Origin of the sequence: Phormidium sp. CCY1219, from assembly GCF_035615515.1 — a bacterium.
Lineage (GTDB): Bacteria > Cyanobacteriota > Cyanobacteriia > Cyanobacteriales > Laspinemataceae > CCY1219.
In genome coordinates this window covers 1-25,906 of the sequence record NZ_JAJENT010000875.1, presented here as the reverse complement: position 1 = coordinate 25,906, position 25,906 = coordinate 1, and the positions used below count along the sequence as shown (strand labels likewise).

General features: G+C 52.4%; 18 protein-coding genes. 10 read left to right on the top strand and 8 right to left on the bottom strand.

What is annotated here, in order from left to right:
• Window positions 1-158 precede the first annotated feature (158 nt).
• Together LKK83_RS28580 and LKK83_RS28575 are read left to right on the top strand one after the other, a co-directional pair.
• On the top strand, window positions 159-3,719 hold the full coding sequence (locus LKK83_RS28580; protein WP_324634859.1) for an AAA-like domain-containing protein: 3,561 nt from the start codon (window positions 159-161) through the stop codon (window positions 3,717-3,719).
• Between the two features lie 198 nt (window positions 3,720-3,917).
• The gene (locus LKK83_RS28575; protein WP_324634858.1) at window positions 3,918-5,513 is read left to right on the top strand and encodes an Hsp70 family protein; all 1,596 of its coding nucleotides are present in this window, start codon (window positions 3,918-3,920) and stop codon (window positions 5,511-5,513) included.
• Window positions 5,514-5,795: 282 nt separating this feature from the next.
• Here LKK83_RS28575 and LKK83_RS28570 read toward each other — a convergent pair whose 3' ends face one another.
• Complete coding sequence (locus LKK83_RS28570) at window positions 5,796-7,094, bottom strand: DUF6745 domain-containing protein (protein ID WP_324634857.1); 1,299 nt, start codon at window positions 7,092-7,094, stop codon at window positions 5,796-5,798.
• On the bottom strand, window positions 7,081-7,374 hold the full coding sequence (locus LKK83_RS28565; protein WP_324634856.1) for a hypothetical protein: 294 nt from the start codon (window positions 7,372-7,374) through the stop codon (window positions 7,081-7,083). The genes LKK83_RS28570 and LKK83_RS28565 overlap by 14 nt, the downstream gene beginning before the upstream one ends.
• A gap of 446 nt (window positions 7,375-7,820) precedes the next feature.
• Between LKK83_RS28565 and LKK83_RS28560 the strand changes: the two genes are divergently transcribed.
• The gene (locus LKK83_RS28560) at window positions 7,821-8,843 is read left to right on the top strand and encodes a hemerythrin domain-containing protein (RefSeq protein WP_324634855.1); all 1,023 of its coding nucleotides are present in this window, start codon (window positions 7,821-7,823) and stop codon (window positions 8,841-8,843) included.
• Window positions 8,844-9,832: 989 nt separating this feature from the next.
• On the opposite strand, the gene LKK83_RS28555 is transcribed toward LKK83_RS28560, so the two are convergent.
• Entirely contained in the window at window positions 9,833-11,392 is a 1,560-nt protein-coding gene (locus tag LKK83_RS28555; protein ID WP_324634854.1) for an FAD-dependent oxidoreductase, read from the bottom strand.
• 218 nt (window positions 11,393-11,610) lie between these two features.
• Here LKK83_RS28555 and LKK83_RS28550 point away from each other — a divergent pair, with 218 nt between their 5' ends.
• Window positions 11,611-11,997 carry a hypothetical protein gene (locus LKK83_RS28550; RefSeq protein ID WP_324634853.1) on the top strand — a complete coding sequence of 129 codons (387 nt, stop codon included), beginning with the start codon at window positions 11,611-11,613 and terminating at the stop codon, window positions 11,995-11,997.
• 77 nt (window positions 11,998-12,074) lie between these two features.
• Window positions 12,075-13,136: a CAF17-like 4Fe-4S cluster assembly/insertion protein YgfZ gene (ygfZ, locus tag LKK83_RS28545; protein WP_324634852.1), complete on the top strand. Its 1,062-nt coding sequence runs from the start codon at window positions 12,075-12,077 to the stop codon at window positions 13,134-13,136.
• Between the two features lie 77 nt (window positions 13,137-13,213).
• On the opposite strand, the gene LKK83_RS28540 is transcribed toward ygfZ, so the two are convergent.
• Together LKK83_RS28540 and LKK83_RS28535 are read right to left on the bottom strand one after the other, a co-directional pair.
• Window positions 13,214-13,516, bottom strand: coding sequence for a (2Fe-2S) ferredoxin domain-containing protein (locus LKK83_RS28540; RefSeq protein ID WP_324634851.1), 303 nt, complete (start codon window positions 13,514-13,516; stop codon window positions 13,214-13,216).
• 346 nt (window positions 13,517-13,862) lie between these two features.
• Window positions 13,863-14,843: a cysteine synthase A gene (locus LKK83_RS28535; RefSeq protein WP_324634850.1), complete on the bottom strand. Its 981-nt coding sequence runs from the start codon at window positions 14,841-14,843 to the stop codon at window positions 13,863-13,865.
• Between the two features lie 14 nt (window positions 14,844-14,857).
• On the opposite strand from LKK83_RS28535, the gene LKK83_RS28530 reads away from it, so the two are divergent.
• Together LKK83_RS28530 and LKK83_RS28525 are read left to right on the top strand one after the other, a co-directional pair.
• Window positions 14,858-15,013: a hypothetical protein gene (locus LKK83_RS28530; RefSeq protein WP_324634849.1), complete on the top strand. Its 156-nt coding sequence runs from the start codon at window positions 14,858-14,860 to the stop codon at window positions 15,011-15,013.
• Between the two features lie 230 nt (window positions 15,014-15,243).
• Complete coding sequence (locus tag LKK83_RS28525; RefSeq protein ID WP_442957381.1) at window positions 15,244-15,516, top strand: hypothetical protein; 273 nt, start codon at window positions 15,244-15,246, stop codon at window positions 15,514-15,516.
• A gap of 395 nt (window positions 15,517-15,911) precedes the next feature.
• Here the strand turns inward: LKK83_RS28525 and LKK83_RS28520 are convergent, their stop codons facing one another.
• Window positions 15,912-16,871: an MDR/zinc-dependent alcohol dehydrogenase-like family protein gene (locus LKK83_RS28520; RefSeq protein WP_324634847.1), complete on the bottom strand. Its 960-nt coding sequence runs from the start codon at window positions 16,869-16,871 to the stop codon at window positions 15,912-15,914.
• A gap of 901 nt (window positions 16,872-17,772) precedes the next feature.
• Here LKK83_RS28520 and mnmG point away from each other — a divergent pair.
• The 3 genes from mnmG to LKK83_RS28505 all read left to right on the top strand — a co-directional run bounded on the left by mnmG (window position 17,773) and on the right by LKK83_RS28505 (window position 22,002).
• The gene (mnmG, locus tag LKK83_RS28515; RefSeq protein ID WP_324634876.1) at window positions 17,773-19,686 is read left to right on the top strand and encodes a tRNA uridine-5-carboxymethylaminomethyl(34) synthesis enzyme MnmG; all 1,914 of its coding nucleotides are present in this window, start codon (window positions 17,773-17,775) and stop codon (window positions 19,684-19,686) included.
• A 195-nt stretch (window positions 19,687-19,881) separates the two neighbouring features.
• Complete coding sequence (locus LKK83_RS28510; RefSeq protein ID WP_324634846.1) at window positions 19,882-21,288, top strand: hypothetical protein; 1,407 nt, start codon at window positions 19,882-19,884, stop codon at window positions 21,286-21,288.
• 132 nt (window positions 21,289-21,420) lie between these two features.
• Window positions 21,421-22,002 carry a TIGR04376 family protein gene (locus tag LKK83_RS28505; RefSeq protein WP_324634845.1) on the top strand — a complete coding sequence of 194 codons (582 nt, stop codon included), beginning with the start codon at window positions 21,421-21,423 and terminating at the stop codon, window positions 22,000-22,002.
• 723 nt (window positions 22,003-22,725) lie between these two features.
• Here the strand turns inward: LKK83_RS28505 and LKK83_RS28500 are convergent.
• On the bottom strand, window positions 22,726-24,210 hold the full coding sequence (locus LKK83_RS28500) for a glutamate synthase subunit beta (protein WP_324634844.1): 1,485 nt from the start codon (window positions 24,208-24,210) through the stop codon (window positions 22,726-22,728).
• Between the two features lie 1,261 nt (window positions 24,211-25,471).
• On the bottom strand, window positions 25,472-25,708 hold the full coding sequence (locus LKK83_RS28495) for a hypothetical protein (protein WP_324634843.1): 237 nt from the start codon (window positions 25,706-25,708) through the stop codon (window positions 25,472-25,474).
• Between the last annotated feature and the right edge of the window lie 198 nt (window positions 25,709-25,906).

The window sequence follows — 25,906 nt, the reverse complement described above, 5'->3', positions numbered from 1 at the left end:
CTTGCATGAAAATTCTCCCACATCGGCGGAGTTATTTGGGGTCGCCCCACCCGGGGTGCGGGGTTTTTGTCATTGTAAATTTTTGATAATTATTGCCCCGAGAAAAGAAAAATGTTCCATAATAAAATAGATGCTGTCCTCTATCCTCCCTGCGACAAATGGTCGAGCGATATATCTTTTCCGGAACCCTGCCCGAAGATGCCCTCACCTATGTGAAACGGCAAGCCGATCGCCAACTTTATGAAGGATTGAAAGCGGGACAATTTTGTTACGTTCTCAACTCGCGACAAACGGGGAAATCTAGCTTGCGCGTACAGGTGATGCGCCAATTGCAACAAGCGGAAATCGCCTGTAGCGCCATCGATATTTCGATGGATAACGTGCAGCAGGTAACGGCAAATCAGTGGTATGCCAACTTGCTTCGCAGTTTAACTTTAGATTTACAACTCGAGGTCAATTTACGCCAGTGGTGGCGCGATCGCGAATGGTTATCCCCCTTGGGGCGCTTCCGGGAATTTATCGAAACCGTTTTACTGGCGCAAATTCCGCAAAATATCGTTATCTTTATCGATGAAATCGATAGCATTCTCAGCTTCAATTTTCCCACCGATGATTTTTTTGCCTTTATCCGCGCCTGCTACAATCAGCGCGCCGACAATCCGCACTACAATCGCCTCACCTTTTGTCTCCTCGGCGTCGCCACCCCGTCGGATTTAATCGCCGACAAACAGCGCACCCCTTTTAACATCGGACAGGCGATCGAACTCAATGGGTTTACCCTCACAGAAGCTATCCCCGCCTTAATCCCGGGATTGGCGGAAAAATTCGCGAATCCGACCGACATTTTAGGGGATGTTTTATATTGGACCAGCGGGCAACCCTTTTTAACCCAAAAACTCTGTAAAATCCTGGTAGAAAAAGCCAGGGATCCGAGGCCAAATGTGGAACAACTGGTGCAAGAGTATATCATAACCAATTGGGAAGCGCAAGACGAACCGGAACATTTAAAAACCATTCGCAATCGCATCCTCAGCAATCCCAAACGCGCCGGACGGCTGTTGGGACTGTATCAGCAAATTTTGACCCAAACCACCGATACCTTTCCCCGAAAAGATGCTACTAATGGCGGGGCGATCGCCGATGGCAGTCCGGAAGAAACCGCCTTGCGTTTGTCGGGATTAGTCATCAAAAAAGCGGGAAATCTGTGGATATTTAATCCGATTTATCGGCAAGTTTTCAATCGAGACTGGGTGGAAAAACACCTGGCAGATTTGCGACCGTATTCGGAAGCGATCGCCGCTTGGATAGCCAGCAATTGTGCTGACGAATCCCGCTTGTTGCGCGGGTTAGCATTGCGCGACGCCCTAGCCTGGGCTGCAGATAAAAGTTTAAGCGATCGCGACTATCAATTTTTATCCGCCAGTCAACAAGCAGAAAAAAAAGCGATCGAACTGGAAAAAATCGAAACTCAAATCACTTTAAACGCCGAACAAAAAGCCAACCGAATTCTCGAGGACGCCTATCGCCAAGCCCAGCGAACCATTAGCATCGGACTGGTCGGTGTTGTCATGCTTTCCCTGGTCGCCACCACCATTGTCGTCAGCGCCAACGCGCAAAAAAAACAAGCGCAATTGGCAAAAATCAACGCCTTAAATTCCGCCTCAATGATTCGCGACTCCGCCAACGAACCTCTAGAAGCATTAGTGAATGCCATTCGCGCCGGGAGAGAACTGCAAACCCTTTCCGCCCCGCAAACGTTGCGCGCAGAAACCATTTTTAATTTAGAAAATATTCTCTCTAAAATTGAAGAACGGAATCGATTTTATGGCCATCAGGGATGGGTGTGGGACGTGGCGTGGTCTCCCGACGGCGAGAAAATTGCCACCGCCAGCGCCGACGCCACGGTAATTCTGTGGAACCGCCAGGGCAAATTACTGCAGCGTTTAGAACATGGCGATCGCGTATATGGCGTGACCTTCTCCCCCGATGGAAGCGCGATCGCCTCTGTGGGTGCGGACAATACCCTCAAACTGTGGAATCTGCAAGGCAAACTCCTGCATACTCTCCCAGCACATAATGAGAGCTTGTTTAGTGTCGCCTTCTCCCCCGACGGTACCCGACTCGCCACCGCCAGTCGCGACCAAACCGCCAAACTCTGGCGCATTCCCAAGGATCCGGAAGGGGAACCCCAACTGCTGCAAACCCTCACCGCCCATACCCATGAAGTGAGCGAAGTGAGCTTTTCCCCCGACGGCACCCTACTGGCCACCGCCAGTTATGACAACCAGGTGAACCTGTGGCGCATCGACCCTCCCGGGGAAAAAGCAGTGCCGATCGCTACCCTCAGCGGCCATACCAACGGGGTTTCCACCGTGCTGTTCTCCCCAGACGGGCAACAAATTGCCACCGCCACCGGGGATGGCATTGTATATATCTGGCGAGTGAATGGCACGTTAGAGCGACAGTTTATCGCCCACGACCACGCGATCGCCCGTCTCGCTTGGTTCCCCGACGGCCAAATCTTAGCCACCGCCAGTCAAGACCACACCATCAAACTTTGGAAGGTAGAAAACGGCACATTGCTCAAAACCCTAGACGCTCATCGCGCCCCGGTGTGGGATCTGGCCTGGTCTCCCGATGGCACATTGCTGGTTTCGGCAGGCGGGGATAATCTGGTGAAACTGTGGACGCCGGAAGTGCGATTGCGCCAAGTGCTAGAGTCGCATCTGGATGGCGTGAATGGGGTCAGTTTTTCCCCCAACGGCCAGCTTCTCGCCTCCGCCAGCCGAGATCAAAAAGTGAGGATTTGGCGGATGCAGGAGGAAGAGGAATCCGGAAACCGGGAGTTTAGCCTATATAACCAATTGCGAGGCCATGAGGATTGGGTGCTGGGGGTGGAATTTAGCCCGGATGGCAAGGCGATCGCCACCGCTAGTAAGGATAAAACGATTAAACTGTGGCAGCCGAATGGGAAAGCGATCGCCACCTTCACCGGACATGGCGATCGCGTGAGTGCGGTGTCCTTCAGTCCCGACGGCACCCGATTGGCCTCCGCCAGTTGGGATAACACCGTCAAAGTCTGGCATCGCAACGGGGAACTCCTCGCCACCCTCACAGGCCATGAGAATCGCGTTTTCGCCGTGGATTTCAGCCCCGATGGCCGGACCGTGGCTTCGGCAAGTGCGGACCGAACCATCGCCCTGTGGGATGCGGACTCGTTCCAGTTAAAAAAGACGTTAACCGGGCATACCGATGAAGTGAATAGCGTCAGTTTCAGTCCCGATGGCGAGGCGATCGCTTCCGCCAGCGATGACAATACAGTAAAACTTTGGCGGCGCAATGGCACATTGCTCAAAACCCTCGAAGGGCATCGGGATAAAGTGCTGTGGGTGAGTTTTAGTGCCGATGGCGAGGCGATCGCTTCCGCTAGCGATGACAATACGGTAAAAATTTGGCGGCGCGATGGCACATTGCTCAAAACCCTCGAAGGGCACCGCGATCGCATCTCTAGCGGTAGTTTTAGCCCCATCGGCACCCTGCTGGCATCGGGCAGTTGGGATCGAACCGTGAAACTGTGGAATATCCAGGACATTGCCGCCGCCGGGGACGCGGATCTCGCCTCCGCCTCCAAGCTGGACGCATTGCTCGCACAAGCCTGCGATCGCCTCGGGGATTACTTTAAGTATAACCGACAAGAGCCGATTTGCAAAGGGTGGTAGCCCAGGGACGCCGAAGCCCCCACCGCCCCCCGGCGGGCGACTGGGGGGCGGCAGTGGCGCGGATCCGGCATTGGTGGAGTCGCGCGGCGGTAGGAAGAGGGTGGCTCAAGCGCGATTTTCGTCGCCCTGGTTTTACGGGCACTTTTTTCGATAGCATAGAACCGTTCACTCAAGTTGTGGTTAAGTAAAGAAAGCCCAATGGCGATCGCAATTGATTTTGGAACCAGCAATACCGTAATTGCACGCACCAATCCCGCCACCGGAGAACCGGAAACGGTAAAACTGCCGCGCATTTCCTGGCAGGTGGGTCAAAATCCCCCTTTAATTCCCAGTTTGCTTTATGTGGAAGATGCCAGCGCTGAGACAGTCCTCATCGGACAGGAAGTGCGCGATCGCGGTGTGGATTTGAAATCCGACCCGCGATTTTTCCGCAGTTTCAAGCGCGGTATCGGATCGGATGTCCAAGGTTTTCTCCCGGAACTCGACGGGCAAACCGTCAGCTTCGAACGGGTGGGGAAATGGTTTCTCTGCCAACTGATCCATCGGGTTCGGCAAGTTCCCTTGCCCGTGGAGTCGTTGATACTCACCGTGCCGGTGGATAGTTTTGAAGCCTATCGCCACTGGTTGGGGCAAGTGTGCCAATCTCTCAACGTAGAACAAGTGCGAATGGTGGACGAACCCACCGCCGCTGCGTTGGGCTACGGACTGGCGGAACGAGAAAACCTCCTGGTGGTAGACTTTGGCGGGGGAACCCTGGATTTATCGTTAGTGCGACTCGATCCGAGTACGGCGAAGAAAAAAACCTTGGGATTTCTGCTGAAATGGGGCGACAACATGTTAGCAGAAAAGTCCGGTCAGAAGGTGAAAACTGCCAGAGTTTTGGCGAAATCTGGCAAAAATTTGGGCGGCAGCGATATCGATAATTGGCTGGTGGATTATTTCGGGAAAACCCAAGGAGTGCCCAAGACGCCGTTAATTACCCGGTTGGCAGAACGCTTGAAAATTAAGCTTTCGTTGCAACAAGAAGCCAAAGAGGTGTATTTTAACGATGAAACTTTGGAGAGTTATGAGTTGGCTTTAGACCGCGATCGCCTGGAGAATATTTTGCGGGACAATGCTTTTTTTGAGCGCCTGGATGAGGCGATGAATCAGGTGCTACAGCAGGCGAAACGACAGGGGTTAGAAGTGACCGATATCGATGGGGTTTTGTTGGTGGGAGGAACCACGCAAATTCCGGCGGTGCAAAATTGGGTGCAGCAATATTTTGATGCAGATAAAATTCGCAGCGATCGCCCGTTTGAAGCAATTGCCCAAGGCGCACTGCAACTGGAGCGAGGCATGGAAGTGAAAGATTTTCTGTATCACAGTTACGGAATTCGCTATTGGGACCGGCGGAATAAACGGCAGAGTTGGCATCCGTTGATTAATGAAGGACAACCCTATCCGATGTCGAATCCGGTGGAATTAGTGTTAGGCGCTTCTGTGGAAAATCAGCCCAGTATCGAGTTAATTATTGGCGAGTTAGGGTCGCAAACTGGCGGCACGGAGGTGTATTTTGATGGCGATCGCCTGGTGACGCGCAGGGTAGGAAGCGATCGGGTAACGGTCCAACCCCTGAACGACAAAGAAGGGGCACGCAGTATTGCCGAACTCGATCCGCCGGGAAATCCGGGCAGCGATCGGGTGAAGGTATTTTTTCAGGTAGACGAACAGCGTTTTTTGCGGATTACGGTAGAAGATTTGCTTACCGATCGCACCTTGTTGGAGGATAAAGCAGTGGTCAAATTGAGTTAAATCAAACCCGGCATAATTCCCCTCATTCCACCCCCCACGGAGAGTCCCCAAACCCATGACCGTAACGGGAAGCGGTGCGTCACCCCCGCAGAAATTTGGTGGATGTGCGCGATCGGTTGGCGGGGGTGACGCACCCTACGTCCCCAAACCAATGACCAAGGACAAATGACAAATGACCTTTGGACAAATGACCAATGACAAATGACCTTTGGACCAATGACCTTTGGGCAAATGACCAATGACCAATGACCAATGACCAATGACCAATGACCTTTGAGCCGTTTAACTTTCCACCACAAATTGTTCGGGGTCGATATCCCAATTCACCCAGCGAATGGCTTCGCGGGCTGAAAAAATATGGGGCGGAACGCGGGTGGCGTGGATGTAGCCGGTGCTCGGACAGGTCATTTTTAAGAGATGAATTGGCTCGATATCCACTTCATTTTCGATTCGTATGAGGGTATATTCTCGCCAAAAGTCTAACTCTACCGCATCGAGTTCTTGACAGATGCGGCTGTAACCAATTCCTTGGATTAAGACGCGCCGCAGTTCGGCATTCGATTCGGTTAAAAGCCATTCGGATCGCCATAAATTGGGATGCAATCTGCCGTAGCGGGGGGGCAATCTGACGCCTTGAAAGGCATAGATGGAATACCCATCCGCCCAGGCGATCGCTGCTTCCCCTTCGGCGTGTAGGCGGCGATCGCTGTCGAATGAGATCTTGATGGGGCGATCGCACACCAAACAAGCGTTTTCCAAAGGCAATGTTAAGCCACATTCGGTTGCTAACCCCATGTAAGCCTCCCACTCGGCGCGATCGCAATCGCAACCGAGTACGGAAATACAAAAATCCAGAGTCGCCATCGAACCGGCTTGTAGATTGTGCGCTAAATTCCACACAAATCCCATCCCACCCACGAGTTGCAGCAAGGGTTGGGTCATTTGCCGTTCCAACTCGCGCACCCAAGGTTGGTTCGCCATCGGCTTCCAGAAGGTTTCTTCCAGTTGCTGCGACAGGGGTTCCCCGATATGCTGCCAGAGAAAGTCTCCCACTTGTGTCAGGGGTTCCATCCCGGGGATTTTCAGCAGTTCTTGGCGCATTTCCCGCTCCTGCTGTTCCCACATTTGTCGCAATATCCCCTCTTGCCACTCGCCCCACAATTGGGTCAGCAGTTCCCCATCTTGCCCCACTAGGGTATCTTGCAGGACAAACATCATTAGGGGAAAGTCCTCGGGGGACAATTCGTTCTCTAGTTCGATCCAGAGGCTGTCTTCCACCTGTTCTCGCACCCGATCGCCGATCGCGGTGCCCAAGGAAGCCAGCAGGGGTGCGCCCCACTGCTGGGCCAGGGCTTTGGGAGATTGCTGTAGCAGCATTTGTCGCAATGCATCCGGGGTAGTGAGAAACACGATGTCCGGTTCTGGCAGGCCCAGTGCCGCGTAAGTGGTTTTCACGGCGCGTGCGGCTTTCTCCCGGTTTATCGGCTGACAAGAAAAGGTGCGTTCGCGCCATTCGTCCCGATAAACCGGAAGCAATACCTCTTGTTCTAGAGTGAGAGAGGCGATTTTAGTCTGCGACATAGCGCCATCCTTCGGGCTGATATTCCCGCTGGATCCGCACCATCCAGTGTCCTTGGGGAATATCAATGGCTTTGTGTTCTTCGTGAATTAACGTGGCGCGATCGGACAAGACGCGCAGATAGAGGGTGCCGTTTTCTTCATACAGTTCCGCTTCTCCGTTGCTGATGCGGTGGGAGTGCCCCGTCACCTCGCCTTCCGCTAGGGTCAGGTGGCGCAGCTTTTTCCCCCGAGAGGTTTTCACCGATTGCAAAAGGACGTCCCCTTGTCGCATGAATTGCATGGTTTTGGCTCCTAATTTTTTTTATGTTATGAGAATCTAGGGTTGCCCAGATTGGGGCAATGCTATTTTAACTCAATTTTCTCAATTTGGGGGCGCAGGGACAGAAAAGGGCATTCTGGCATGGGAGAGGGGGTAATGGTTCTGCGATCTACTCACGTTCGGCAGAACTATCTCCCAATCTATCCCTGGAGGGCGGTGTGGGGGGAAGGGGGAATGAACTCAATCCGGGAGCCTTTCGCCTGCTTTGCACGGAGTGGGAGAGGGATTTTGGTAGCGGATTTTACTGGAGCCCCGAGTATTTATACTGATGAGAGGCGGTGAATTGCCCTCCGATTCGGGGTGGCGATCGCCACGATCTGTCTAAAGAAGGATGTAGTTTGCCGATCGCTCTTCTAGAGTGAGAAAGGAATCAAAAACACCAACTCGAAAAAGAGGAGAACACTAATATGGCAGTGCAACTACAAGATGCCAAGCGCATGGCGATCGCCACGAAGCTAGCAGATATGAAAGCACTACAAAATCTGGTGATTTCCAATGAAGAGGCACTGATGCAGGCAATTTCCGATCCGGAAATTCGCGATCGATTTGAAGAAATGCTCGAAGATGACCGCAAAAACCTCGGCATCATCGAAACCACCATCGTGCAATACGGCAATCAATCCAATCCGCACGAAAAAACCCAACAAATGATTGACAAAACTCGCGAACTCATGTCAGGTTCCGAGCTGAGTCTGTATGAAAAAATCGCCGAGCATGAATTGCTCAAACACGCTCAAGTAATGACCGGACTCATCGTCCACAAATCCGGGCAAGTCGTCGGTGCAGATATTGAAGAAGCCCTGACGCCTCTCAATACCGTTAACTTTGAAAATCGCACCCATCAAGAACAACTGAAGGGAATTCTCGAAGTCATCGGCACTCGCGAACTCACCGGACAAGATCCAGAACAAGGTGTCTGGGGTCGCGTGCAAGATGCTCTCGCCGCATTAAGTGGTGTGTTTGGTGCCGCCGCCAGTCGCACCAAGGGCGATATGAATATCCTGGAAATCATCTATGAAGATCACCGCAAGGTAGAAACCCTCTTTAAAGAAATTAAGAAAACCGACGATCCGAACAAGCGGCAAGAATTTTTCGGCCAACTTTTCAAAGATTTAACCGCTCATGCCAACGCGGAAGAAGATGTGGTTTATCCCGCCATTCGCGAGAAATTACCTAAAACACAACAGCTTTACGACGAGCAAGCGGAAATGAAGCAACTGCTCGAAGACATTAAATCCACCAGTGCTACTTCTCCCGCGTATATGGAGAAAATCCAACAATTGAAACGCATGGTCAAGGAGCATGTGAATGAAGAAGAAAGTAACATGTTTGCCCAATTCCGCCAGGTGATGAATGAAGACCAATTGGAGGCACTGGCCAAACAGTTTAAAGACGCCAAAAATCGCCATCAACAAGCAATGGTTTCGTAGATGTAATCCGGTTGTCCAAAGTTGGAATTAGATAGTTTAGGTAAGGAGTAAAGGGAAGCGATCGCTTCCCTTTTTTTTCCTCGATACTGAGGTTGTAGATGAGGGCAACTGCAGTTGCGCCTTCGCCCCTCTTCAACCGCCAACGCGACTCCTTAAAAAGTCCCGCCCCCTGGAAAAACTGGACCTATCCGGACGGAACATTCTCCTACGCGAGCTATTTTTAGGGGCAATCAACCGGACACCATCTTCTCATCGTTAGGGTTATCAATCCGGAGTGATGAGTCAGTAAAAAAAAAGTCCCGGTATCGAGACCAGGACTTTGATTAAAGTAAAATTAAAAATTGTATTGAAATGAGATACTAACCAAAACGCTCTACCTAAAACGTTTACGACCTCGGATCGCTCTGATGAGGCGATTAAACCTCCCACTGGTAGTAACAAAGTGCAGGAAGCGACAAAAACTCCACACCGTTTAGGGTTCAAGGCGCATAAGGGATTCGGATCGTCCGCACATCTGACGTCGCTCTCCTTCGACGTGCGGCTAAGAGCCACAGCGACAGAACTCTCTGCCGACCCGAATTTTCCGAATTTGCCGTGGGTAAACACATACCGGACTAAAGACCAGCAGTTTACTCAAACAGGCAAAACTGGATTATCGTTGGGTGAAAAGTTAGACTCGGCAACGTTTACGACCTTAGATCGCTCTGATGAGGTGATTAAACCTCCCACTGGTAGTAACAAAGTGGAGGAAGCGACAAAAACTCCACACCGTTGCTGTCCTAACTTGCAACAAGGCTTCGCGGATCGTCCGCACATCTGACGTCGCTCTCCTTCGACGTGCGGCTAAGAGCCACAGCGACAGAACTCTCTGCCGATTCGCGTTCGTTGCCTTGCTGTTTTTCAACTGTTGTATTTACAATAGCACCGATCGCATCTTGGGGTTATCCTTCTGCAGATGGACTTTCCCGGATTTGCGATCGCGAATTGTATCAGTCTCGGGAGGGAGTTGTCGATCCTCCTAAGAGAGCGCGCTGCTGCAACTCTTTAATCGGTGGACCGTTGAGAACCTCGCCAGTGGCGCTGAATCGTCCGCCGTGACAGGGACAATCCCAGCTTTTCTCTGCCGCGTTCCAATTGACGATGCAATGGGCGTGGGTACAAACCGGAGAGAGGGTGTGCAGGTTTCCGCTTTCGTCGCGATACACTGCCACTTGTTCGCCGCCGACTTCCGCGATTCTCCCTTCTTTTAGGGGCACTTGCGAAAGGGAATGGACGTCGCTTTTAAAGCGATCGCCGATAAAATGCTTGGCCACCTCAATATTTTCACTGAGGAACCCTTGTGCGGAGGCGACGAGGTTGAATCGGTTCGGATCGTAAAGCTTTGCCCAGGGATTCTTTTCCCCCAAAATGCTGTCTGAGAAGATTAACCCCGCAATGGTACCAAAGGACATCCCATTGCCAGAATAGCCGGTGGCAAAATGCAGGTGCGGGTGCAAGGCGCTACTCCCGATAAAGGGCAAACCATCCACCGGTTCGTAGAGTTGAGCAGACCAGCGATAGTCGATCGCGGCAATGGGATAGCGATCGCGCAGATATTGCTCCAAGTTGCGATAGCACTCGGTTTCGTCAATTTCTTGCCCGGTTTTGTGGTCTTCCCCGCCGACAATCAGCATCTCCCCTGCAGGAGTATTGTAGCGGCGAGTGTAATGATACGGTTGTGCCGTATCCCAAAACAGTCCCTTCGGGGCGCTGATGCCATCCAATCGCACGCCCATCACATAAGACCGATAGGGGGCTGCTTTGGTAGTTAGGGGCAAAATCTCCTGCATCTTCAACAAATCGTGAATCGGCATAATTGTCGCCAAGATGACCTCTTTTGCCGTAACCTTGCCCCCAGGGGTGGACATCGCGATCGGATCGCGATCCATGTCAATATCTAACACCCGACTTTCTTCGTAAATCTTTCCTCCCTCGCCGGTGAAGGCGTTGGCGAGACCTTGCAGATATTTCAGGGCGTGAAATTGTGCTTGATTGGAAAAGAGTATCCCTCCTTTCACGGGAAAAGGCAAGGGCACATCGGCGATCGCCGAAGCGCTGACCCCCAGCTTGCGGGCCGCTTGCGTTTCGCGTTCCAGTTGGGAAACTTCGGACTCGGACTCGGCATACAAATATCCGGACAAGCGCTCGAATTCGCAGTCTATTTTATCCGTTTTCACAAACGAAGCAATAGTTTCGATAGCGATGCGGCGCGATTGCACCACTCGTTGCGCTTGCTCTTCGCCTAAGCTGGCAATCAGTTGGCGATACCCCATATCCGGCACTTCGCTAATATGTGCGGTGGTATTGCCGGTGACGCCACTGCCAATTCGCGACGCTTCCAACAGAGCCACATTCAGCCCATTGCGCTGCAACAAGACAGCGGCGGTTAATCCGGTGATTCCACCCCCCACGATCGCCACATCCACGGAAATATCCCCGCTCAGTTGCGGGTATTTTGTACCTTCGCTGGTGGCATGCCAAATTGAGGCAGTTTTGCTTTGCTGATTCATCGGTGTTTCTTTACTCCAATGCAGGTTATTCCCAGCACAGCAGCGATCGCCCGGTTTCGCCATCCCCCTGCATACAGATTTTTCCCCACCCCGCCACCACCCCCAGAATTGACCCCACAGCAAGGGTTTTGGTGAAATGTAAATTTTTTTGAATTTCATAAAAATTCCTCAACCCCATTGAGTATCGTAAATGAAGAACCTCGATGGAGCGGCGGCTAATGAAACCAACGTTTAAAGATACAGTGGCGTGGCATCAGGCAGAAATCCTGATGCAACCGGCTTTAATTCGCGTTTTGGATAACCTCCGCAAGCATCTGGAAGTCTCCCCTTGGAAAGGCACCTATGAAGAAGTGCAAACTCCTTTCCCCGGTTACGTCCTCTGTTTGACCCAGGGAGAGTCACAACTGCGGTTTGATGTCTGGGAGATGTGCTTTCAAATCTGCTTTCTCGACTACACCCCCACCCATTCCTCCTCGGAATCCCGAGAAGTGGAAATAGACAGCAGTTTACTGGATGAAGAGGGTGAGGTGGACTGGAATCGTCTGGACGATAAGGCGAAACAGGTGGTTAGGGATATTTTTTCCCATTTGCCGTCGGTTTCATAGTTTGACCCTCGGCGATAGAAGGGTCAGCAATTCTGATAAGTTAGTAAAAGGTAATTCGAGCGCAATCAGGAGCAATAATGGATCGGGAATTACGCGACATACAGGCAAAAAATGGCGCGACATTTAACACCTCTGCCTCGGGAATCGAGGTGCCGATGAGCTATGGGAATGATGCAGAAGCGTTGCAGGCAGTGCGCGAGGGAGTGGCGTTATGCGATCGCTCCCACTGGGGACTCCTGCAACTCTCTGGCGCGGACAAACTTCGCTTTTTGCACAACCAAAGCACCAACGATTTCCAAAATTTGCAACCGGGTCAAGGATGCGAGACGGTTTTTGTCACCTCCACCGCCCGCACCATCGATATCGTGACCGCTTACGTCACCGATGATTCGGTGCTGTTGTTGGTCTCTCCCAACCGCCGCCAAAAAATGATGGAATGGCTCGATCGCTATATTTTCCCTGCGGATAAAGTGGACTTAAAAGATATCAGCGACACCACGGGCATTTTTAGCATAATCGGTCCGCAAAGTCGCAGTATTTTGGCACAACATGGCTTCTCTAGCGATGAACCTTTTGCCAGTCACCAAACCCTTACTCTCGGCGATGCAGACGTTCGCGTAGCAGTGGGCAGCGGTTTGGCAACTGAAGGTTTTACCCTGATTTTTGCGGCCAACCAAGGGCCTAAACTGTGGCAAACTTTGACCGATTCCGGGTCAATTCCCCTGGGAGAACAGTGCTGGAAACAACTCCGCGTCTCTCAAGGACGTCCCGCTTCCGACCATGAATTGACCGAAGATTATAACCCCTTGGAAGCCGGTTTGTGGCATAATATTTCTTTTGAAAAAGGCTGCTATATCGGTCAAGAAACTATCGCCCGTTTGAATACCTATCAAGGGGTGAAACAGCAACTTTGGGGCCTCAAACTCAGCGCCCCCGCCTCTCCCGGAACCCCCGTCACCATTGGGGAAAATAAAATCGGCACCCTCACCAGTTACGCCGATACCCCAGACGGCGCTTTTGGTTTGGCTTATATCCGCACCAAAGCCGGCGGTGTGGGTTTGCAGGTTAAGGTGGGTGACGCCGACGCCGAAGTGGTGGATGTGCCTTATTTAACTCGCGGATATCTCGCCGCCAAATAACAGGCAAAAAATCCGTTTAAACTCGTTCCTAGGTAAAACCTAGGAACGTAATTTTTGAGACTCTACCTCCCAACCGGTTAATTCTTCCCCTTTAATTCGCGATGAAATTTATCATAAAGCATTCCTTTTACCGGGTTTCCGCCTTTCAAATGTCGTTCCACTACCGCGGACACTTCATCGGGATGCACCCGCGAATACCATATTTCCTCGGGCAATACGAATACCATCGGACCATTGCCGCATTGTCCCAGGCAACTGCTTTCCTCCACCGTGACATTTTCTAGAGGATGCGATCGCAATGCCGCCAACACTTTCTTTGCCCCTTGTTTGCGACAAGTTCGATTGGTACATACCCGCACTCGTTTCGCCGATGAATTCAATTTATTAAACCCCAACCCAACAGCTTTTTAATTTCTATTATAACATCATCCTGCATCCGGTGGATGATTCATTCAAACGGGCGATTTTAATCGCGCCTCTACAAGCTAAGTCCGCCTACGCGGACTCATTTTTTTTACATTTTTTACCTCGCAAATTATATGGTGAATTCAAATAAAAAAATCGATAAAAATTTAATTGAACTCGTTCCCAGGCAGGAGCTTGGAAACGAGTTATGATGCAGATGAAATGTAGGGACAGGGCATGCCATGTACTGACAGGCAGCGGTCTAAATCGCGGTTTTAGAAAAATGATAGTAGACGCAAAATACCCTTTTCTCCAGACAGTTTAATCCCCTTGAAGTAACAGTCCTTTCGACTGCAAAAACTCGGAATTAAACAGCTTCGACTGATACCGCTGCCCGCTATCGCAGAGTACGGTGACAATCGTATGCCCGGAACCGAGTTCTTTGGCTAAAGCCACGGCAGCGCCCACATTAATGCCAACCGAACCGCCCATAAATAAGCCATCTTTTTCCAACAGTTGATAAACCACCCGCACCGCTTCTTTATCATCCACGCGGATGGCATCGTCGATGGGAGCACCTTCCATATTTTTGGTAATCCGACTGTTGCCAATTCCTTCGGTAATCGAACTTCCTTCGACGTTGATTTCTCCGGTTTTCACGTAACTATATAAACCACTGCCCATTGGATCGGCGACGACGCATTTTACCTCGGTATTTTTTTGTTTGAGGAACATCGAAACTCCGGCATAAGTGCCGCCGGTGCCGGTGGCGGATACCCAGGCATCAATTTTGCCGTCGGTTTGTCGCCAAATCTCCGGACCGGTGGTTTCGTAATGCGCCCTTCGGTTGGCTACATTATCGAATTGATTGGCCCAAATAGCATTGTCCATTTCTTCGGCAAGTCTGCCAGAAACTTTGACGTAGTTATTGGGATTGCGGTAGGGAACGGCAGGTACGGGGCGCACTTCTGCTCCCAAGGTTCTTAAGGTGTCTATTTTTTCTCGGGATTGGGTTTCGGGAATAATAATCAGGCATTTGTAGCCTTTTGCGTTGCAAATGTGGGTTAAACCAATGCCGGTGTTGCCGGCAGTTCCTTCTACAACGGTGCCACCGGGTTTGAGCAAACCTTTTTCTTCCGCATCTTGAATAATATACAGGGCGGCGCGGTCTTTTACCGACCCTCCGGGATTGAGAAATTCGGCTTTCCCGAGTATTTCGCAGCCGGTTTGTTCGCTAAAGCTGTTTAGTCGAATTAGGGGGGTGTTGCCCACAGTTCCGACAAATCCGTGTCTGATGTCCATGAGAATTCCTCTAGGTGGTTGTTGGCAAAATTATCCCCGATCGCGCGGCTTTAATGGGGTGGGTTTTGATGAGAAAATCAAAAGTTGGGTTAAAAATCGATAATCGGGTCACGGTGCGATCGCCCCACCCCCGATCGCAACCGCCGCGCGCCCCCGCCCAGCGATCGTAGGGGTTTTCACCTCGCCTCGATACTGGGGTGAAGTGGGAAACCGGATCCCTGCGACGGAGGAACATCCCTGCGTTTCTCTACGAGTCGAACGCAAAATCGTCTATTCTTGTGATTTTGCCATAAAATCTGGCCTTTGTCTGTGGGAATTGAGGATTTTCTGATTTTCTCCGGGCTTTGGCATGGTATGATATATCGTTATATTTTAAATGTCGTTTTTACAGTATTTGGCCGTGTTGCAATTCCTAAGACCTCTGATTCACGCAATCCAGCCATTTTTAGTCCCGATTTGTTTTGTTTTGGCATGGGTTCTGCTACTGATGATTGTCTGGAGCATTACCAGCGCGATCGCTTCTACGATTGCCAATGCCAAGCGAATGCATCAAATCCCCTGCAGCAATTGCGCCTTCTTTACCAACGATCATCGTCTGAAATGCCCGGTTCAACCTAAAATCGCTATGACTGAAAAAGCGATCGGCTGTATGGATTTTCGACAGCATTCGTAATTTGGTCATTGTCGATCGTGAATCTGTTATCCGGGAGTCCGTATCGGCAGATTTCAATCTGCCGCTATGCAATTAGCCCGCCTACGCGGACTAATTGCAATTTTTGAAACGCGATCGCGCAATTTACTCATTGTCGCTACGTGGCATTTGTCAAAGCATTGGTCAAAGCGGGCGATTGAAATCGCGCCGAGGCACAGGCAAAGCGCGAAGGGGCGACAGCGCTATAGTCCGCATGACGGGGACTGGGAAGTATGCTAGATACATAGAGCGATATTCGATCTTTGTGTGCGAGGAAAACCACCCCTGTAGGGACACGGCGGTGCCGTGTCCCGAACCCAATTTATCTCTCGCACCTTATTCACACAAAATATCTCACGGGCAGCGATCGCCGGGGATTATTCTTGGCCAATTTCCAGCAAGACTTTTAAGACGCCGCGAGTTTGGGCGCGATCGAACGCGGCGATCGCGTCATCTAGGGGATAGCGGGCGTGAATTAACGGCGTCACATCCAGGCGATTGTCCGACAGGGCGGCGATCGCCTTGTCAAACGGACCGCAACGAGACCCGATCAGAGTGATTTCATCCACCACCAGAGAAGACGCATCGATGGTTAAATCCCCCGCGTAGGTACTTTTCAGCACCAGGATACCCCGGGGACGCAAGGCGCGACGGGCGATCGCGAATCCGGCGGGGTTCCCGGTACATTCCACCGCAATATCGAACGCGCGATCGGTTAGCGCATCGGCGAACCCGGTTTTAATTCCGCGCGCCTCCAGGTTGTCCAACTTTTCCCGATGACGCCCGAGCGCCAGCAAATCGCATCCCGTCAGCGCCAGAGTTTGCGCCACCAATTGCCCCAACTTGCCATCGCCAACCACCAAAACGCGCTCGTTTGGGGTAATTTTAATTTGTTCTTGGATTTCCAGCGCCGCCGCCACCGGTTCGGTAAAGGTTGCCACATCTGTAGGAATACTTTCCGGAATTGGGTACAAATTTTTTACGGGCAAGCTCAGATATTCGGCAAATGCGCCATTGCGGTTGACAATTCCCAAAACCGTGCGGTTTTCGCAGTGAGTGGGTTGGCCGCTTTTGCAGAAACGACATTCGCCACAGCTTGCATTAATTTCCCCCACCACGCGACGACCCACCAGATTGTCCGGTCCGCTATCCACCACGCCGACAAATTCATGGCCCAGGACGCCTTGATAAGGATAGTAACCGCGCAGTAATTCCAAATCCGTATTGCAAATCCCCGCCCGCAAAACCCGCACCAGGGCTTCTCCTGCTGGCGGTTCGGGAATCGGCAGGTCACTTTTTAGCTGCAATTTTTTGTGGTCCAGCCACAGTCCTTTCATCGTGGTTTCCCCTCTGTTTTATGGTGCTGCTGTGTTATTGATTGTAATACGGATTCGACCGAGCGACGAGAACTCGCAGCGATGCAAGACGTAGGCTGGGCAATGCCTAACTTGCTAACAGGTTTTTTTGCGAGCGATCGGGTAGGCATTGCCCACCTTCTCCGAATTTTATACAGAAGCCCATCTGAGGGGATGGTGGACGGCGATCGCCCTACTTTCGGCTTCACCCTCTGCGAATAAGCGGTAATTCGTCAACAATTCGACAAATCTTGGTTGTAAAATCGGAGCGCCGACTCTCAAGGGTCAAACCAAACATTCTGCCACCGTTATCGGCGAGTATATTGCCACCAAAGCGCCTGTTTCGACTGATTGAAACGGGAACTCAACCACGGGAAAAAACGGGGTCACACCTTGAACGTAATAAATCACCGATGAGGTATCGAGATCGAGAGGAGATATACCCTCTAAAGCGGATTCTATCTTCATACGCTATCGGAACTCCCGGTTTCGGGATCTACCGACTTACCCCTGAGTGGGTTCACCCATTATCGAGCATCTCTTCCACCCAGCAAGTTCGGGGTCATGCCGGCAAACTCACTAATTTTATGCTAGGGTTTCGGCTGAGGGGGGGTTGTTTCATCTGTTCGGCTACTGTTTGGATTAACTCCAAACGTTCCTCATAAGAAAGCTGTTGCGGTTGTTTTAACAACGCTTGCGATAAAGGATTTATTGTTCTAACCTCCCGAAATTGTCTGGAAGTCCAATCTCTAGTGTGGCACCTCTAGAGGCGAATCGGCATCGATCCGAAAATCCAGGGGGCGATCGCCAAAGTTGCCCAGTGGGGAATCAAGCGATCGCCGCTATGATTAATAAAGAGTCCAAACCAACTCAAACCGAAGCGATAACCATGCAATCCCCAGAATTCCAAGATATTTTTGATGTTGTAGTCGTAGGGGCGGGGCATTCCGGTTGCGAAGCGGCACTCGCCACCGCACGCCTGGGGTGTCGCACCCTACTGTTAACCTTAAACCTAGATAAAATCGCGTGGCAACCCTGCAACCCAGCAGTGGGAGGGCCAGCGAAATCCCAACTCACCCATGAAGTGGATGCCCTCGGGGGCGAAATCGGCAAAATGGCCGATCGCACTTACGTGCAAAAGCGGATTCTCAACTCATCCCGAGGGCCGGCAGTGTGGGCATTGCGGGCGCAAACCGATAAGCGCGAATACGCCCGAGTGATGAAAAACATTCTCGAGACCCAAGAGAACTTGACCTTGCGCGAAGGCATGGTGACGGATGTAGTGCTCGGGGACAACGATGAAATTATCGGCGTCGAGACCTACTTCGGCGTTGCCTTCGGGTGCAAAACCGTAATTCTCACCACCGGCACCTTTCTCGGCGGCATTATTTGGGTAGGCAACAAATCCATGCCGGCGGGGCGGGCGGGAGAATTTCCCGCCGTGGGATTAACCGAGACCCTCAACCGCCTAGGATTTGAAACCGGGCGACTGAAAACCGGCACCCCGGCGCGGGTGGATCGGCGATCGGTCAACTTTGACAAAATGGAACTGCAACCGGGGGATTCCGAAGTGCGCTGGTTCAGTTTCGATCCCGAGGTGTGGGTAGAAACAGAGCAAATGAACTGCTATCTAACCCGGACCACCGCCGAAACCCATCGCCTAATCCGGGAAAACCTGCATTTGTCTCCCGTTTATGGTGGTTGGGTAGATGCCAAAGGGCCGCGTTACTGTCCCAGCATCGAGGATAAAATCGTCCGATTTGCGGATAAAGACGCTCATCAAATCTTCATCGAACCGGAAGGGCGGGACATTCCGGAACTGTATATCCAAGGTTTTTCCACCGGATTGCCGGAAAACTTGCAACTGGCAATGCTGCGAACCCTACCGGGGTTGGAAAACTGCGCCATGTTGCGTCCCGCCTATGCCGTCGAATACGATTACCTACCCGCCACTCAATGTTATCCCACGATGATGACCAAAAAAATCGAGGGGTTATTCTGTGCGGGGCAAATTAACGGCACCACGGGCTATGAAGAAGCCGCCGCACAAGGGATCGTTGCCGGGATCAACGCTGCCAAATTCGTGCGTGGGGAAGAGATGATGGTGTTCGCGCGCGAGCAAAGTTATATCGGCACCTTGCTCGATGACCTCTGTACCAAAGACTTGCGCGAACCCTATCGAATGCTCACCTCGCGGTCCGAGTATCGCTTATTGCTGCGATCGGATAATGCCGATCGCCGCCTGACGCCGGTGGGGCGCGAAATCGGGTTAATCGACGATCGCCGCTGGGAACTATTTACCCGCAAGCAGGAAAACATCGCCGCCGAAAAAGAGCGCTTGCACTCCACCCGGATTAAAGAGCGCGAGGAACTCGGGGTGGCGATCGCGGCGGATATCCAGCAAAAAATCAAAGGGTCGATTACCCTCGCCGAATTGCTCCGTCGCCCGGGTTTCCACTACTCCAACCTGAAGCGCTACCAACTAGACAACCCAGCGCTCACCCTAGCGGAACTCGAAGGGGCGGAAATCGACATCAAATACGCCGGCTATATCCAACGCCAACAATACCAAATCGAGCAGGTTTCCCGGGAGGAAAACCGCAAATTGCCCCCTGACTTGGATTATGCCAATATCTCCACCCTCTCCAAGGAAGCGCGGGAAAAACTCGCCGAAGTCAAACCCCTCACCGTGGGGCAAGCTTGTCGCATCGGCGGGGTGAACCCGGCAGATATCAACGCTTTGCTGATTTATCTGGAGGTGCGGAGACGTCAGGTGCCCACAGAGGTTTCCGCCTAACTCCCGGGGTGGAGGGCGCGCCCGCGAACCCTCCACCACCGATGCCCCAGGCCCAGAATTGTTGCAACTCGTAACAAAAGCTTGCGCGATCGAAAATCCAGTGGTAAGACTAAGCTAGACCCGTAAACCCGGGGGAAAAACCGCTGGTTCGCGCCGTAAAATAAAAAGCGATCGCATCACTTGATTAATAAAGCCATGTCTCAGGATGTTAGCACCAAAACCATAGAGTCCCAGCAAGCAGAAATTCCGGTCAATAGCATCGGCACCCCGGAGTGGTCCGTGGATAATTGCGCCGATCGCTTGATGGACGATTTGTTCGAAGATGTGGACCGGATTTTGTCCGGGGGTAGCCGCGCACGGAAACCCGCCGCACCGGATAAGGTATCCCTGCGATCGGTGCAAGTGCCGCAAATTGTCTTGCCCCCGATGATGGTACCGCAATCGGCCCGAGAAGAGGGGCAGATTGTGGAAGCCAAGGCAACCTCTACCTCCCAGAAGCCGAAAAAATCCGGCAAATCGTTCGATCGCTGGCTGTTGGGTTCCGCCTGTGGGTTGCTGCTCGTTACCTTGGGGTTGTGGTTGTGGAATCGCGGCTATTTACAGCAATTCGCGCTACAGTTTCAGCGGGCACCAGAAGCGGAAACCGTGGCAGCGCCGAAAACGCCGGAACAACTGAAAGCTGAAGCCGATGCGGAGTTTATCAACTACATGGAGCGATCGCTCGAAATTATGGACCGCAATGCTGCCGGCGAACCCACCGCATCGGTGCCGGCACCGAACTCGGCGTTACCGATTCCCGCACCGCCGCCGCCAGTTAACGTGACGGTGAATCCGAATCTGACGGTCCCCACGCCGAATGTGACGGTGAATACCCCGCATCAAGGGAATTTGGCGGAGGTCCTCAATCGGATCGCGATCGCCCTGGAACGAGGCATCAATCCCACCTTGGTGCAACCTAACCTCACGGTGCAGATTCCCAGAAATCCGGCACCGCCGCCGCAAACCGCTACCGCACCTACGCCGCCCACGCCGAAACCAGCACCGGCACCAGCACCGGCACCGGCACCGTCTCCCGCACCGTCTCCCGCACCGTCTCCCGCACCCACGGTGGCGGCTTCGCCAAAACCCTCTCCCGCCCCTTCTCCGGCGGCTGAGGAAGCACCCAAACCGGAAGAATCTCCCGCACCATCTCCGGCGGCGGAAACGCCTAAACCGGTGGGAAGACCCACGGCTTTATCGCCGCAAGTGGCATCCTCGGCACCGGCACCCTCGCCGCAACCCGCCGCTTCCGCTACGGCGCGAGAGCAATCTCCGGCGCAGGCGGAACAATCCTCGGAACCGGAACCGAAACCGACTCGGGCAGAAAGCACGACGCCGACGCCGACGCCCGCCACGTCTCAAGTCAGCCATGAGCTGGTGGGGATTCTGGAATTGGGCGATCGCTCTGCAGCGTTGTTTGAAGTGGATGGGGTGACTCGTCGGGTGAATATCGGGGAACGAATCGGATCGAGTGGCTGGAGTTTGGTGGAAGTGAAAGACGCAGAGGCGATCGTTCGCCGCAATGGTGAAGTGCGCTCGATTTTTACCGGTCAGTCGTTGTAAGGACTCCCGGCGGAAAGGGGCGATCGGCCCCTTTCTCCCCCGCAAGGCGCGCCACCTGCTCCCGATTGCCCTTGAAGCCCCATTTAAGAATGGAATAACATAGAAATGCAACTATGATTGGGAGTGCCTGCAATGGGTTTATTTGAAGATATGAGCCGATTCTTGGAAACCAGATTAGAGGAATTTATGCGGAATAATCCTCATCTGGAGTTGCAAGTCCTCGAAGAACAACTGCGCGAGCAAGAAGAAGATACCCTCAAACTCATTGCAGAGCTGCAACGCAAGGAGAAGCAATTACAAGATAACATTCTCTCCACCGCTCAAGATATCCAGCGCTGGCACGAACGGATACAAAAAGCCCAAGCCGCCAATCGCGATGATTTAGCTCGCGCCGCACAAGAGCGGGAAGCGGCGTTACTGCGCCAAGGAAATCAACTGTGGGGACAAATGCAAGGAGTGAAAGAACGAATCGAGAAAGGCAAAGAACTCTACCGTCAGATTCAAGTGCGCCGACAGGAAGTGCGAAGCAAAGCAGTGGAAGCCGAAGCCGCCCGCGCTCAAGCCCGCGCTCAGTCCTCGAGTTGGGATACCGGCTGGAATCAAAGTCAAAGTTATCGCAGCTTCAGCAGCGGCGCGGACCCGTTGGAGCAGGAGTTTCGCCGCTGGGAAGCCGATGATGAACTCGAACGGATGAAGCGCAATATGGGAAAATAGCTATTTTGAGATAAAATATAGAAATAGCAAGCCCGTAGGTCAGGGTGGGGCTAGGCGAACAAAGCCGATACTACGCGGGCTAATTCGGTGGGCGGCTATTTTCGGGGAGTATGTATAGATGCGATCGCTTGGGGCAACTGTTACCCCATGTGCTCCTACCTCTACCCCCGCCAATCCTTTAGAACAACGGCGCGCTCTCTACGACTTGGGGCGCGATCGCCCCCTCGCCAGTTGTCCCGATCTACCCCGCTTTCCCCTTGACCCGCACCAGGGCCACCCCCTCGGAAAATCACGCCGGTAATTCAAAATTCATCGGAATGGCAACCTTGCCCGTTTTATCGATAAAGCCAGCCGGCTTTTTCCCCGCAAACACCGCCGATAGCCCGTGGGAAAAGTCCCGGGCTGTATGTCGCCGGAATCCCCAACTCTGCCCGTTTATTCACGAACCCATCATCACCGCTATCGAGCTTCACCTCGATTGTGTCCGGGGTAGGAACTGCGGGTCTACTGTATTGGCAATCTGCAACCCCGGGCAAAAGATTGCAGCCATTTCGCCTCGGGTGATAGGGCGAAATGGCTGCAATTGTCGCACCGGGGGATACTCGATCGCCAGAGTATTCTCCATCTCCTCACCAGCCTCACGAGTCACCCGATGGGGGAGGAGAGGGCGGGAGGGAAATGCTCCCACCGCATCCCACGGAGAACAAGAGATATTCCGGGCGCTTAGGGCAAATCGGTGCTGCCCATCAGGTAGCGATCGCACTCGCGCGCTGCCCCGCGTCCTTCGTTAATCGCCCACACCACCAGGCTTTGACCGCGACGGCAATCTCCCGCCGCAAACACTCCAGGCAGGCTGGTGGTATATTTTTCGTGTTCCGCTTTCACATTAGAGCGCCGATCGCGTTCCAGTTTCAGGGCATCGAGGAGCGGTTGTTCCGGACCGAGGAAGCCCATTGCCAGCAATACCAGTTGTGCGGGAACCACTTTTTCCGTACCGGGCACCGGCTGGGGTACGAACCGACCTTGTTCGTTTCTTTCCCACTTCACCTGCACCGTATGCACCGCTTTTACCTGCCCCTTGTCATCGCCTTCAAATTTGGTGGCGGTGGTGAGATAAACGCGCGGATCGGCACCGAACTGGGCGGCGGCTTCTTCTTGTCCGTAGTCCATTTTGTAGACTTTCGGCCATTCGGGCCAGGGATTATCCGGGGCGCGTTCCATCGGCGGTTTGGGCATGATTTCCAGTTGCACGATGCTGTTGCACCCGTGGCGAACTGACGTGCCCACGCAGTCGGTTCCGGTATCCCCACCGCCGATAATCACCACATCTTTGCCCTGGGCAGAAATATAGGTGCCGTTTCTGTGGCGATCGAGGATGGCTTTGGTATTGCCGGTGAGGAAGTCCATCGCGAAGTGAATGCCTTTTAATTCGCGCCCTTCCACCGGTAAATCGCGCGGTTGGGTTGCACCGGTGCATAGCACTACGGCGTCATAGTCCTGCATCAGTTGTTCGGCGGTGACGTCTTTGCCCACTTCGGTATTGCAGACCACCTTTACCCCTTCTTTTTCTAGGAGTTTGATGCGCCGCAGGACTACTTTTTCTTTGTCTAGTTTCATGTTGGGAATGCCATACATGAGCAACCCGCCGGGGCGATCGGCCCTTTCGTACACCGTGACCCAGTGACCGGCTTTGTTCAGTTGCGCGGCGGCGGCGAGTCCCGCCGGTCCGGAACCGATAATGGCCACTTTTTTGCCCGTGCGTTTTGTGGGGGCCTCCGCTTCGATCCACCCTTCGTCCCACCCTTTATCGGCGATCGAGCATTCGATGTTTTTGATGGTCACGGGAGGGTTGTTGATGCCCAGGACGCAGGATCCTTCGCAGGGGGCGGGGCACACGCGCCCGGTAAACTCGGGAAAATTGTTGGTTTTGTGCAGGCGATCGAGTGCCTCGCGCCACCGCCCCCGATACACCAAGTCGTTCCATTCCGGTATCAAGTTGTTAATCGGACATCCACTCGCCATGCCACTGATGACCGTACCCGTATGGCAAAACGGGGTACCGCAGTCCATACAGCGCGCGCCTTGGGTGCGGAGTTTGTCCTCGCTCATGTGCTGGTGAAATTCATCCCAGTTCCCGATGCGTTCTTCCGGGGCGAGATCGGAGGGGATTTCGCGGAGATATTCGATAAAGCCAGTTGGTTTTCCCATAAGTGTGTCCTCTATTTAAACTTTGTCTGGTTCGGCGAAGGGTTAGGTTATTCTACTGTTACAATTTGCCGATTCGTTTCGGGTACTGTGCCTCGATCCGATGCTACAACCATCTATTCTTTTTATTAGCTTACATGCCCGCCGCGCGATCGCTTTTTTCTGCCCTTCCGGCTCTAATTTTCCCAGGTTTTTGGGCGAGATGGATCGGATGGATCGATTTTCAAGGATTCATAACCTGGGGGAAACCTTGAGGTTATCCGAGTTGCTATTTTGTCGCGCGATCGGGGGTGGTTTTTTTGGCTTTGTCAGTGGGTTGGTGTGGGATAAATGGGCCATGATATCGCGGTGATGAACGGTAGGTTGGCAAGCAGGACTCGACCTGAAACTGAGCGTTGGCCACGCCGGGAAGGGCGATCGCGTCCGCGACGCGGATCTATCGACGCTAATCCCCATGCACCTGCACGGCTTGGCGTCAGCCGATAATCCAGTGTCACAACTTCAGTCTACAGTTAAACCTTGAGAATTTTTATTGTTTGTCAAATTTTTTAATATTTCGTCTCGGATTTGACTCGGTTTTCCCAGATTCCCACTTCCAGGACTATCCGCCGACGTTTGGTTTTCCTGACTTTAACAATTTCTTAAGTTTTTCCCATTGCAGAGGGAGAAAGAATGATGGGGTGCAGGTGGTGTTGAATTGTCATGGCTAATGTCAGGATAAGTTAACAAAATGATGGCGTAAGCCCCGGGAATAATTGAAGACCCAGCCCATCTGGGTACATTCTCCTAACTGTATAACATTTTCAGCAGAGTTGGCCCTTTGCTTTGTCAGGGGAATTTGGCACAACTCTCGCCACCGATGGGCGCAGTGGAAGCCCACCTTTTATCGAGTCGGAAACGAAGAGAATATTTATACTAAAGATTAAAATTCACGGAAATCCAGGCGCGCTTTCCGGCAAATACTATTATTTGTGCTACCTAATTGGCGTTCCTGTCAGAAAACCCCATTGCATCCCAAGACGCGATCGAGTGTATAGCAGGTCTCTTTCTTGATTTGGCACGCAACGGAATAGTCCCTACCGCGCAGGCACCTAATCCAGAACAATTCTCTAGCTCATCAATATGAGAATCGCTAGATAGCAAATTTCTTTCTTCATGCGGTCAGGAGTCTTTACTGTCCCAACCTCGAGATGTACCTCCGAGGTGAAAAATACTCGCTCCTCACCAATACAAGAAGAACCACTATATTTCACTGGGATGTGGCTTAAGTGCTCAGCAACTCCACGGGGGAAAGCGTCTCGATCCAAACCTTCGCCCCGCAAGGTAGCGGCTTATCGGGTCGATACACCACTTCGCTAGATCCGGAAATTTTTACTTCAAACCCATACTCATTGCTGCTGCCGCGTTTGACGCTAATTACGGGTTCTTTTTCCTCTTGCTTGTTATTTTGCCGAATCTTGTGTTGATTGACGTGAATGTAGGTAATCGCAGATTTGGGCACAGGTTTCCATCGCGGTTTTGGGCCGCGAGTCCCTTTCCTGACTTGCGGCATTCCGTTGATTAACGGAATTGCCCAGTTTCTGCCGATTTTGAAGGCCCCGCAAACTCTCTGAGTTAATAAGAGTTTTCTCATATAAGAACCGGAAATCCCGAGTATTTGTGCTGCTTGAGTAGATCCTACTAGTATCATTGAAATGAA